Consider the following 12,703-nt stretch of genomic DNA (forward strand, 5'->3'; position numbering starts at 1 on the left):
AATAATGAGAACGTATGATGAAAATACCTAGACTTATTTTTTGTTTTGTTTCAATAGTTTTATATGGTCAGATAGAGAAAAATATATTAGACTTATCCGAATATCACGAAAAATATATATTGTCGTCTCAAATCAATGAAACTTCTGCACTTGAGTTTTATAATGATTTCCTATATACCTGTAACGACAGCGGAGGAGAAGCCGAAATATATAAATTAAGCACCCTGGATGGAAAAATAGTAGAAACGATAAAAATCAAAGGAGTTAAAAATGTTGATTGGGAAGAATTGGCACGTAAAGGAGATACTCTTTTTATTGGTGATTTTGGAAATAATTTAGGCATTCGCAAAGATTTAACTGTATATCAAGTAGTTTTACCAACCAATGCAACAAATTTAAAAGAAATAACTATAGTCGATCAGTTTCAATTTACGTTCGAAGATCAAAGAGATTATGAATACAAAGGAAACTTTAAGACAAACTTTGATTGCGAAGCATTTATTTATTATAAAAATAAGCTTCATTTATTTACTAAACGGTGGGGAGACTTTTATACTACTCACTACGAATTAGATTTAACTTCTGAATCAAAATTTAAAATTGCAAAAAAGATAGAATTTTTTAATACGGAATGTTTAATAACCGGAGCAGACATACACCATGATACATTATATTTGATAGGATATACCAAAGAAGCAGCCTATGTATGGAAATTTTATGATTTTGAAGATCATAATTTTTTTAATGGTAAATCCAAACAAACCTTGATCGGTTTAACTGCTGCTATCGGTCAAACAGAAGGTATTGCCGTAACAGATTCCAAAATATATATAACCGCTGAAGAAATGAATTATTCGCTCTTTCATGTTAAACCCACGCTCTATATTCTCAATAAAGATGAACTTTAGTTTAAGTAATATTTTTTTGATCTAAATTTTAATTGGTAGTAGTTTTATTGAACATCATTTTATAATCCATAATTTTATATCTTTTAGATTAAATAGGAGGTTACTAATGCTCAAATTTAGCATCCTTAAAATTATTACTTTATAAAAAAATAAATGTTTCAATCTGCATTTATCCTTGTAATTTTTTTTATTTTATAGTAAAAATAGAATCTGATATTATGCTTAGTGAAAATAAATACCTTTACTTTTGAAGTAAGAGAAGATAAAAAATTAAAAATATATACTTTATTTTTAAAAATTATTTTATCTTTGCTTATAAATCACAAAAATTAATACTATGGCTAAAGAAAAAAAAATAGTAAGGTACAGAGATGCCGAAACTGGACACTACACCACAAAAAAATATGCTGAAGAAAATCCTAAGACTACAGTAAGGGAGACTGATCGGGTTAAGCCCAGAACTAAGAAAAAATAAAGTTAATTTAAACTTTATCTTTGTTGTTATCTAAATTAATAAATTATACACATGCACATTTATTAAATGAAAATTTTTATGTTTTCAGTAATAATAGGGAAAAGTTCAATAGCTATTTATTTAATTTTATCTGATTATTGTTTAAATTTCATTAATAATTAACTTGCATTAATTTTAATAACAGAACAATAGATAAAATAAAAATTAGTGATATTCAGATATTATAACCTTTTAATTTTAAAATCCAGTAATAGTACAGTTAAAGCTCACATTTACTAATGTGAGTTATTTTGTTGTTGTTACTATTATATAAAAAAATGAGTATTTCTTATATTAGGTCTGTTATGTAACAATACTTTTTGCAAATTTTATTTACATAATTATAGTTTTGGACTTTATTATATTCAATCAATGAAATTTTAATTTATAAGTTAAGCGATCGCCTTAAAAATAAATTTTTCGTAAATTAACTATTTATAAAATGCAATAAAAATTCAGTAAAAATCTATTGATATAATTAAACAAAAAAAATTCAAGCTTAAACTGTCATAGAAAACAATTTGGTTTGAGGTGCATTTTTCATCATTCTCAGATCAAAAGCCATACAAATATTACGAATAAACGAACGACCATTTTCTTTTATAACTAAAGAATTTTCCGATAATTCTATAAGACCGTCTGCTTCAAACTCTCGTAATCTTTCGATGATTTCAGGATAATTTTTTTGAATAAATCCATCTTCCCAATGGGTTTCCAACAAACACATTAAATTCAGTATGTGTCTTCTAATAAATAAATCTTCCTTACTTAAAATATGCCCTCTAAAAACAGGAAGTTCTTTATTATTAACTTTTTGGTAGTATTCTTCTATAGTTTTTACATTTTGAGCAAAAGCATACCAATTGTCTGAAATGGAAGAAACTCCTAATCCGATCATTACTTGAGTGGAAGAGGAGGTATATCCCATAAAATTTCTATGTATTTTTCTATTTAGCATGGATTGATACAAAGAATCTGATTTTAAGGAAAAATGATCCATTCCGATTTCAAAATATCCCATATTTTCCAATAACTCTTTACCTTTTTCATACAATTCTCTTTTTTCCTCACCGCTTGGCAAATCTTCATCTTTGAAACCTCTTTGCCCTACACCTTTAATCCACGGAACATGGGCATAAGAATAAAATGCAATTCTGTCGGGTTGCATTACTTCGGTCATTTTGATGGTGTGCTTCACTTTATTTAAATCTTGAAAAGGCAGCCCAAAGACTAAATCGTGGCTTATACTTTCATATCCTATTTCTCGAGCTATATCGGTTACTTTTTTAACGTTTTCAAGGGGTTGAATACGGTGTATCGCTTGTTGTACTTTAGGATCGTAATCTTGAACTCCAAAACTTACTCTTCTAAATCCGAGATTGTATAAGGATTGAAGATGTTCACGGGTGGTATTATTCGGATGCCCTTCAAAACTAAATTCTTTATCCGAATGAATTTCTGCTTTTGAGAAAATATTTTCTAATAAATATGTTAGATTTTCAGGAGAAAAAAACGAGGGAGTTCCACCTCCTAAATGTAATTCTTTTATAATGGGTTTTTCAGGCAGTAAAGCTAAATACAATTGCCATTCTTTTAAAAGAGTTTCTATGTATACTAACTCAACATTATGCTGTTTAGTAATACGCTTATTACACGCACAAAAAGTACATAAACTTTCACAAAAAGGAAGGTGAATATACAAGCTAATGCCTTCTCTTTTATTACTTTCTAAAAAAGATTTTTGTAGCGTTTGAATCCATTTTTCAGAAGAAAAATTTTTTTCATCCCAATAGGGTACCGTAGGATAACTGGTATATCTGGGACCGGGTACATTATATTTTTGTATAAGAGTATTATTTTGCATATTTCGTTTCGTTACTGCAAATTTATTGATAACAAAATATATGACTTACATAATTCAATTACTTTGAATTATGTGTTTATAAATCAAACCAATAAAGATTTATTAAAATAGTAAACTCTGGATAAAAATATTAAGTAATTAAAAAGTCAATAAAGAACTTGAAACGCTTAGATTATTTTGAATTAAATGAAATCATTTCAACCAATGTACTAACTGATAGCTTTTCTTATATTTACTAATTTTTCCAATAAGTTTTCCAGTAAATCTAGTTTTAACATATTAGCCCCATCGGAAAGGGCAATTTCAGGATTCGGATGAGTTTCAATGAAAATTCCATCAGCACCAACGGCGATACCTGCTTTAGCAATAGTTTCAATCATATCGGGTCTTCCTCCCGTTACACCGGTTGTTTGATTAGGCTGTTGTAACGAATGCGTAACATCTAATATTACAGGAGCAAAGTTCCTCATAGTAGGTATTCCTCTATAATCTACAATTAAATCATGATATCCAAAAGAAGTTCCTCTATCAATAATTGCATAGTTGGAATTTCCTGAATCTTTTATTTTTTGAGCGGCAAATTGCATGGCTTCAGGAGACAAAAATTGACCTTTTTTTAAGGTAATATACTTACCGGTTTTTGCAGCGGCAACTAACAAATCAGTTTGTCTAACCAAAAAAGCAGGAATTTGTAATACATCCACATATTCTGCTGCCCATTGAGCATGTTCATTTTCATGAATATCGGTAGTGGTGGGTATTGAAAACGTATCACCAACTTTTTTTAATATTTCTAAAGATTTTTGCTCTCCAATCGTTGTGAAGCTGTCGACCCTTGATCGGTTTGCTTTTTTAAAAGAACCTTTAAAAATATAAGGAATACCTAATTTATCTGTTATTTCAATAATTTTTCCGGCAATATCTATAGCCATTTGCTCACCTTCAATAATACAAGGTCCTGCAATTAAAGTAAAATTATTAGTATTTGTATTTTTTATTTTAGGAATAGAATATAAGCTGTTTATCATGTGGAATCTTTTTTACAAATTTACTATATATTTATTACCAATGAAAATTACCTATTAACTGCATACCAAATGTTTGAAATAGAGCTAGGAAATAAATAATATTTAATGTAATTTGATTGCATTTGGTGATTATAATTAAGAAAAAAGGGTATATAAATAAACATGCTCTTGCAGTTTCACCGGTAGCATATGCACCCGTAACTAACATAGCTAAAAAAGTGAAGATAGCAGAGTAAAATAATTGAACATTAATTTTATTAGAATTTGGAGATAATAGGATATTTAAATACTTTCTATTAGCATTCAATATTACAGCAGCATATCCAAATGATAAAAATAATAAAACCTCTGATATATCCTCTATTCTTGTATTAATATATACTTTAGGTTGGTAAAAACCTCTAAAACCATTTTTGTTTTCTAAATAAGAGGCAATCTGAAAAGTTTTTATGTGATTATAATTTAATAGAAAGTATAAAGCAACAAAATATACAAATAATAAAATGCAAGTAATTATTAAAAGTTTTAAAATTAAAGTGCTTTTATTTTTGAAAAGTTGAAAAAAAGAGAATAAGCCAAATGTACCTAATAAGAAGGTTGATCCAAAAGTAAAACTGCTCATAACAGCTAAGCCAACAAAAGTAAGTAATATGGATTTAAATGTAATTTTATTATCTATGGCAGTTTTAATTATTCCCCATAAAGACATAGTAGCAAAAGATAAAATTATACCGTCAACAGAAACTATTGTATAAATATTCACTGAAGGGATGATGGAAAATAATAAAGTTAGAATATTGATACGATATAAATACTCTTTACCTAAAAATAATAAAAGAATTTTTCTTATGAAAATAAATGATAAGGTTGATAATAAGGAAAAACATATTGATAAGAATAGAATATTATTACAAAGAAATAGAATAAAATAATGAAATAAAGTAATAAATGGTGGATGAGTTTTAGTATGGATCAACAAATTGGGTTGATTTTCGTTAAAATGATCAAGCCAATACTTCCAATCATTTATTAAAATTGCATCGGAATAATATTCATATCCTTTAATATAAAAAGATTCAACCATTGCAAGATGAATATTTCCCTGTCCTAAATTTCCGAATAATATTAATAAAGTACAAAAAATGTAACAACTGAATGCATTAAATTTACTAGCATTATAAAAACTATAATATCCAATGCATAAAAAAATTAATAAATATATTGGCCCGGTAATAGTAAAATGAGAAGGGTATAAAACTGAAATTGGGAACAAATATCCTAAACCTGTATAAATACCCGATTGCATAGCCACATAATTTAGTAAAGCCAGAACAATCCAGATAATTATAATTAATAAAAATGTTCTTAAAGGAAAATTTTCTTTAATTTCTTTATATAAATACATTCTAAAAAGTTTATAAAGATTAATTATGGGAAATATAATTTCTCCATTTTTCAATCACCTGTTTCATATCCTCAGGTAATTCAGTTTCAAAAAACATTTCTTTTTTTGTTCTTGGATGAACGAAACCTAAGGTACGAGCATGCAAAGCTTGTCGCGGAAGAACTTGAAAGCAATTTTCAACAAATTGTTTATATTTTGTGAAAGTAGTTCCTTTTAGAACAATGTTACCTCCGTATCTTTCATCATTAAAAAGAATATGCCCTAAGTATTTCATGTGAGCCCTAATTTGGTGAGTTCTTCCGGTCTCAAGTTGACATTCAACCAATGTTACATAACGGAATCTTTCTAAAACCTTGTAATGGGTTACCGCATGTTTACCATGAGAGCCATCAGGGAAAACAGCCATTTGCATACGGTCTTTCAAATCGCGTCCTATATGACCGTTTATAGTTCCTTCATCTTCCTCAAAATTACCCCAAACTAATGCATTATATACCCTTTTAGTAGTCTTATTAAAAAATTGCTTAGCTAAATGATTCATCGCAAATTCATTTTTAGCAATTACCAATAATCCCGAAGTATCTTTATCAATCCTGTGAACTAGTCCGGGACGCTTGTCTAAGTCTGTTTGAAAATAGGGAAGAGTACTAAAATGGTAAGCCAAAGCATTAACTAGGGTGCCTTCAAAATTTCCAAATCCGGGATGTACCACCATGCCGGCTTTCTTATTTACCACCAACAAATCTTCATCTTCATAGATAATATCTATAGGAATATTTTGGGGAACAATACTCGTATCACGAGGAGGATGTGCTAAAACAATGGAAACGATATCATTAGGCTTAACCTTATAGTTAGATTTTACAGGTATATTATTAACTAAAACATTACCGGCAAGAGCAGCCTTTTGAATTTTATTTCTTGTAGAATTTTCTATTAAATTTACAAGATATTTATCAATACGTACGGAACCTTGACCTTTATCTACAGTGATTTTAAAATGTTCATATAATTCATCCGCATCATTATTCTGATCAGTATCTAATAAATCTTTTTTCTCCATAAAAATTATAAATCTGTTCTAACTATACTATTCCAATATTAATCTTTTAGGTTTTTTCGAAGTATTATCTTCAGGAAGTTGAATGGGGTGAGACGAATTCTCGTGAGTATTAGAATTGTTAGTAGTAGTTTCGTTAGAAGAAGGAATGTTTTGATGATTTATAGTAGGTTTACTAAAATCATGAGAATAATTAACAGCGTTCAAAGAATCGGAATATTTATGAATGTTAAATGTTTGATCCAATTCTTTAATTTTTTCACGTAAGCTACTCAAAGGCTTGTTACTAAGATATAAATCTATGGGTTGGCCTTGATCATAAACAAGTAAAGGAGCAGGCACTTGATAATAAACATGATTATTTTCTGTTTTGGCAGGATCATCATAGGTTATATTACCAATTGAAAACAGGTTTTCTGTAATCAGTTTCTTGGCTGTTTCTTCATTTAAACCAATAAAATTAGGTACGGAAACATTTTTGGCAAGGCTTTTTGCCAATACAATAGTTAAAGGAGAAAAACGGGGTAACGTTAAACCCGGTTGTACTTCTTTACCTTTATATAATAATTTTAGAACCGTATTTGTTGCCAAACTTGGTTCATAAATCGTATCGGTAACTTTTAATCCGACTAAGTCTAATTGACTGAAAGCTAAATATTTATATTTTCCGATAACATTAGGTACTGTTACAGGTTTCCATGTTTTGGCATTGGCTCGAATAAATATTCTTCTGCCTTTTTTAACATGCGAACCTATTAGAGGATATATATCTAAAATTTGATATGATTTATATTTAGGATCATACTTAGAAGTATCAATCTCATATTCCAAGTCATTATCTTCAAGCTTAACTACTGCTTGATCCAGAGTTAAATTATTTAAATTAGGAACTTCCACTTGAACACCGTGATTTGTGTAAGCATTCAACCATAGAAAGGTTCCTTGTAAAAGTCCAAAAAATATTACTATAGCTAGAATAATGCTGACCCAAAATTGCCAAGATCCTAACAGTTTTAAGAATTTCATACTTACATTTTACAAAGCAAATATATAAATAATAAAAATATTATGGTTTATTAGTTAAAAATATGTTTAATTTTGTACGTTCTAACTCTAAATAACAATAAATAATTAATTACTATTATAATAATTGAAATTTTATGATGACAGTCGGAATTGTAATGGGAGGCTATTCTGAAGAAAGTAACGTTTCTTTAAAAAGCGGTGATTATTTTTATTCTCAAATAAATAAATCTAAATATACTGTCTTTAAAATAACCATTTTAAAAGACGGATGGAATGTCATTATAAATGATCAATCATATCCTATAAATAAAGGAGATTTTAGTTTTCAGTTAAATGAAAAAAAAATCCATTTTGATGTGTTGTTAAATACAATACATGGAAATCCGGGTGAAAACGGATTGATGCAAGCTTATTGGGAATTGCTGAATATTCCCTATTCAGGATGCTCTTTTTATAATTCTGCATTAACATTTAACAAAAGAGATACTTTATCCGTGCTTAAGAAATTTAATGTATCGGTAGCCAACTCAGTTTATTTAAATCAAGGAGATCATATAGATGTTGATTCTATTATTGAAGAAGTAGGTTTGCCTTGTTTTGTAAAACCCAATCAGTCGGGGTCTAGTTTAGGAGTATCAAAAGTGAAAAAAAAGGAAGATTTCTTAACAGCCTTAGATTTTGCATTTAAAGAAGATAAAGCCGTATTGATAGAAAGTTATTTAGAAGGTAGAGAAGTTCAAGTAGGAGTATTTAAAAATCAAGGAGAAGTGGTTGTAGTAAATACAACCGAAATAATTTCAAAAAATGAATTTTTTGATTACGAAGCCAAATATTTGGGAGCATCAGAAGAAATAACTCCCGCCCCTCTTTCAGACGAAGAAGATAAACGAATAAGAGAGGCTGCAGCTCATATATACAGATCTTTAGATATGACCGGGTTTTCAAGATTAGATTTCATAATAGTTAATGGAACTCCCTATTTTTTAGAAATTAATACAACTCCCGGATGCTCACCGGCCAGTATATTTCCACAACAAGTTAAACAAGCAGGGTTGGATTTTTCGGAATTATTAGACAACGAAATTTCAATTGCATTACAAAGATTTGAAAATAAATAAACATGGAAAGAGTAGCAGTATTTCCTGGTTCTTTTGATCCAATTACCTTAGGACATTCAAATATAATTGAAAGAGCTGTCCCATTATTTGATAAAATTATTGTTGCCATAGGAAATAATTCCAATAAACAATATATGTTTCCCTTAGAAAAAAGAATGGAATGGATACGTGAGACAGTTAAAATATTTCCTAATGTAGAAGTTGACTCTTTTGATGGGCTTACGATTGATTATTGTGCAAAAAGAAAAGCTCCTTATATTATTAGAGGTCTTAGAAATCCAGCAGATTTTGAGTTTGAAAAAGCAATAGCACATACCAATCGCACATTGGCAAAAAAATCTGTAGAAACCGTATTCTTTTTAACATCATCCGGAAAATCTTTCATAAGTTCAAGCATTGTAAGAGAAATAATGAGATATAACGGAGATTATGAAATATTAGTGCCAAAAGCAGTTAGAATATGAATTTATTATTAAAATAATATATAACTAAGAACGGCTGCTAAGATTTTTTGTGAAATCAATATTCTTAAAATAAATATAGTTCGATTAATGAAGGAAGAATGTTAATAATATCTAGTAAAACTTAGATAAAAATTATTGCTTAGTTAATTTTTTTGTATTTATTTTACGTGATATTTTTACGAATAGTTAAAAAATTAATTTATATATCAGATGGAAAAACAACAATTAACCCAAACAAATTCAACGACTAGAATAGGAGGATTAAATCCTTTTATTACGATCATTATTTTAATAGCTATAGGAGAATGCATTTATCACTTTGTACTAGGTGCACCTTCAAATTTTAAAGGTGATACTACCGATAGCGACCCTAAAACATTTATGGGTATTATCCATAAAGGGGGTGTGATTGTTCCTTTTTTGATTTCCTTTTTACTTATGGTTATCGTATTTTCAATTGAAAGATTTTTTATAATTGGAAAAGCGGAAGGAACAGACAGCTTAACAAAATTTGTAAATGATATCCGTGTATTATTAGATAAAAACGATATCAATAATGCCATTTCATTATGTGATAAACAAAAAGGTTCTATAGGAAATGTAGTAAAAGAAGGGTTAATTTCATATAGAGCATTAGCTAATGATACAACTTTAGATAAAGAACAAAAATTAGTTTCATTAAACAAAACATTAGAAGAAGCTACCTCATTGGAAATGCCAATGCTTGAGAAAAATATGACTATTTTAGCAACAATAGCATCAATCGGTACATTAGTTGCCTTAATGGGAACCGTAATCGGTATGATCAAAGCATTCTTTGCATTAGGTGAAGGAGGTGGGTCTCCGGATGCAGCTGCTTTATCAGTAGGTATATCTGAAGCCTTAGTAAATACTGCATTAGGTATTGGTACTTCAGCACTTGCTATAATTGCTTATAACTATTTTACATCAAGAATAGATACTTTAACTTTCAAAATTGATGAAATAGGTTTAAGTATTCAACAGTCTTTTTCTGCTCACCATTAATTAAGTTTCTAATTTTCTTTAAAGAGTAAAGAAAATTAAAAAGATAAGATTAAAAATTATTTTAAAAACTTAAAAAATAATATGGCAAGAGTTAAACCAAAAAGACACGGGATACACATAGATATGACGCCAATGAGTGATTTGGCGTGGTTGCTGTTAACGTTCTTTATCTTGACAACACAATTTAAGCCTAAAGAAACGGTAACCATTGATCCGCCTTCATCTATATCTCAAATTAAAGTCAGAGATCATGGAATGATGAAAATATCTATAACTTCAGATGGAAAATACTATTTCTCAATGGATGAGGAAAAATACAAAGTTCAATTGCTCGATGCAATGGGAAAGAAGTATGGCATCAATTTTACGGATAGAGAAAAAAGCGAATTTAAAAAATTAACGGATTTCGGGGTATCAATAACCGGTCTTAAGCAATATTTAAATATTCCGGAAGGACAAAGAGAATCTGTAAAAGTTCAGGGAATACCTGCAGACAGTGCAAAACCTGAAATTACCGATTGGGTTTTTGAAGCTAGAGAAATAGCTAAGAAAAATGGCGATTCATTAGACTTAGGGATCAAAGGTGATGTTAATACGCAATATCCTGTATTTAAAAATCTTTTATCTAGATTACAGGAGAAGAATATGAATAAATTTCAATTAATTACGTCAGCCGAAAGTAAACCGGAATAATGTAATTAAATTAACCCATTAACGAAAAAGAAAAATATGTCAGCAGGCGTAGATACAAGTAATAGTGGAAAAGGGGATGGAAAGGTAAGGGCTAAAAAAATGAACCTTAATGTGGATATGGCACCGATGTGTGATTTAGGTTTCCTTTTAATTACATTTTTCATGTTTACAACCACATTCAGTAAACCGAATATCATGCATTTAAACATGCCACCCAAGGTTGAAATCCCCCCTTCTAATATTCCTGAAATTAAAACAAAGAATTCGTTAACTATAATTTTAGGAAAAGACGATAAAATATATTGGCATCAACAGGAACAACAGGATTTAAATGCTTCCACTCTGATGGAATCCGACTATTCAAAAGAAGGAATACGTAAAGAAATATTACGAGCTCAGAAACAAGCAGATCAAAATAAATTCACTGTGATTATAAAACCTACCGATGATTCAAGTTATAAGAACTTGGTGGATATATTAGATGAAATGGAAATTACTAATTCTGATCGATACGGAATTAAAGAGCTTTCTTCAAAAGAAAAAGCAGTATATAAAGAAAAAGTTAATAACTAACGAAAAATTAAAAGAATGGCAGAAAATAATATGAAGTCCTTAGACGACATAGTTTTTGAACATAAAAATAAAGACTATGGAGCCTATTGGATAAGAAATACAGAAAGAAAATATCTGACAAGAGCATTTATTATAGGAACGGCTATCTTTATTGCATTCGTTTTGTTATTATATTTTTATAACAGATGGCAAGCTAACAGCGGAGAAGTACAAAAGGCGGTAAATATTGAATTAACGGATATACAAACTCCTGAAGAGGAAAAAGAAGAAATCTTTGAACCTAAAGATGAACCGCCACCGCCACCACCCGTACAGCAAGATGAAGTGGCTCAAGTAAAAATGGTTATCCCTGAACCTAAAAAGGTTGTGGTTAAAGAAGAAACCGTTCCTAAAGTTCAAGATACCAAAGACAAGGCAATTGGATTAGAAGATAAAGAGGGAAAAAATACAACAGATGCAGCCATATCTCATGGACCTAAAAATGATGTACCTCCGGCACCACCACCGCCAATCCCTCCAGCAGATCCTAACAAAGTATTTACTCAAGTAGATCAAGAAGCCGAATTTAAAGGAGGAGGATTGAAAGAAGTAAGTAAATTTATTGCCCGTTATATGGAATATACAGATCGAGCAATAGATAATGGAACTGAAGGGAAAATAACCGTACGTTTCGTGGTAGAAAAAGACGGTAGCGTAACCGATGTTCAGGTTGCCGGTAAAAAATTGGGTGACGGGTTAGATGAAGTAGCTATTGCAGCTATTAAGAAAACCAGTAAAATGTGGACTCCGGCCAAAGTAAATAATCAACCGGTAAGATCTTATTTTAGAGTACCCGTAGCATTCAGATTGCCACAATAATTTTATAATTATTTACAATAATAGTAAAACTATCTCTTTTAGAAAGAGATAGTTTTTTTGTTTTTATATACAATTATATACGGATGAAATAAATTATTTAGATGCATTCTAAAAGAACGAAAGGTGATATAAGTCATAACACACAGGGTTAGACGTTTTTTAAATT

At 29.6% G+C, this 12,703-nt stretch carries 13 protein-coding genes; 8 read left to right on the top strand and 5 right to left on the bottom strand.

Features of this window, described 5'->3' with window-relative positions:
- The first annotated feature begins 14 nt into the window (after positions 1-14).
- On the top strand, positions 15-908 hold the full coding sequence (locus tag GFV00_RS00675; protein WP_160556717.1) for a hypothetical protein: 894 nt from the start codon (positions 15-17) through the stop codon (positions 906-908).
- Between the two features lie 337 nt (positions 909-1,245).
- Positions 1,246-1,383 (top strand): multidrug transporter, encoded by a 138-nt coding sequence (locus tag GFV00_RS00680; RefSeq protein WP_160556716.1) that lies wholly within the window; start codon positions 1,246-1,248, stop codon positions 1,381-1,383.
- A 538-nt stretch (positions 1,384-1,921) separates the two neighbouring features.
- Here the strand turns inward: GFV00_RS00680 and hemN are convergent.
- The 5 genes from hemN to GFV00_RS00705 form a co-directional block, all read right to left on the bottom strand.
- On the bottom strand, positions 1,922-3,286 hold the full coding sequence (gene hemN / locus GFV00_RS00685) for an oxygen-independent coproporphyrinogen III oxidase (RefSeq protein ID WP_160556715.1): 1,365 nt from the start codon (positions 3,284-3,286) through the stop codon (positions 1,922-1,924).
- Positions 3,287-3,495: 209 nt separating this feature from the next.
- A complete protein-coding gene (kdsA, locus tag GFV00_RS00690; RefSeq protein ID WP_160556714.1) occupies positions 3,496-4,314 on the bottom strand; it encodes a 3-deoxy-8-phosphooctulonate synthase in 819 nt (272 codons plus the stop codon).
- Between the two features lie 34 nt (positions 4,315-4,348).
- Positions 4,349-5,719: a hypothetical protein gene (locus tag GFV00_RS00695; protein ID WP_160556713.1), complete on the bottom strand. Its 1,371-nt coding sequence runs from the start codon at positions 5,717-5,719 to the stop codon at positions 4,349-4,351.
- 19 nt (positions 5,720-5,738) lie between these two features.
- A complete protein-coding gene (locus GFV00_RS00700) occupies positions 5,739-6,782 on the bottom strand; it encodes an RluA family pseudouridine synthase (RefSeq protein ID WP_160556712.1) in 1,044 nt (347 codons plus the stop codon).
- A gap of 27 nt (positions 6,783-6,809) precedes the next feature.
- Positions 6,810-7,805, bottom strand: coding sequence for a PASTA domain-containing protein (locus tag GFV00_RS00705; protein WP_160556711.1), 996 nt, complete (start codon positions 7,803-7,805; stop codon positions 6,810-6,812).
- A gap of 137 nt (positions 7,806-7,942) precedes the next feature.
- On the opposite strand from GFV00_RS00705, the gene GFV00_RS00710 reads away from it, so the two are divergent.
- The 6 genes from GFV00_RS00710 (at position 7,943) to GFV00_RS00735 (ending at position 12,537) form a co-directional block, all read left to right on the top strand.
- Positions 7,943-8,923: a D-alanine--D-alanine ligase gene (locus tag GFV00_RS00710; RefSeq protein ID WP_160556849.1), complete on the top strand. Its 981-nt coding sequence runs from the start codon at positions 7,943-7,945 to the stop codon at positions 8,921-8,923.
- 2 nt (positions 8,924-8,925) lie between these two features.
- On the top strand, positions 8,926-9,387 hold the full coding sequence (gene coaD, locus GFV00_RS00715; RefSeq protein WP_105297745.1) for a pantetheine-phosphate adenylyltransferase: 462 nt from the start codon (positions 8,926-8,928) through the stop codon (positions 9,385-9,387).
- 210 nt (positions 9,388-9,597) lie between these two features.
- A complete protein-coding gene (locus GFV00_RS00720; RefSeq protein ID WP_160556710.1) occupies positions 9,598-10,413 on the top strand; it encodes a MotA/TolQ/ExbB proton channel family protein in 816 nt (271 codons plus the stop codon).
- 81 nt (positions 10,414-10,494) lie between these two features.
- Positions 10,495-11,106 (top strand): biopolymer transporter ExbD, encoded by a 612-nt coding sequence (locus GFV00_RS00725; protein ID WP_105297743.1) that lies wholly within the window; start codon positions 10,495-10,497, stop codon positions 11,104-11,106.
- A gap of 36 nt (positions 11,107-11,142) precedes the next feature.
- Positions 11,143-11,679 (top strand): biopolymer transporter ExbD, encoded by a 537-nt coding sequence (locus GFV00_RS00730; RefSeq protein ID WP_160543222.1) that lies wholly within the window; start codon positions 11,143-11,145, stop codon positions 11,677-11,679.
- Between the two features lie 15 nt (positions 11,680-11,694).
- On the top strand, positions 11,695-12,537 hold the full coding sequence (locus tag GFV00_RS00735; RefSeq protein WP_160543223.1) for an energy transducer TonB: 843 nt from the start codon (positions 11,695-11,697) through the stop codon (positions 12,535-12,537).
- The last annotated feature ends 166 nt before the right edge of the window (positions 12,538-12,703 follow it).

Origin of the sequence: Apibacter sp. B3935 (assembly GCF_009827705.1) — a bacterium.
In the GTDB taxonomy this organism is placed as follows: domain Bacteria; phylum Bacteroidota; class Bacteroidia; order Flavobacteriales; family Weeksellaceae; genus Apibacter.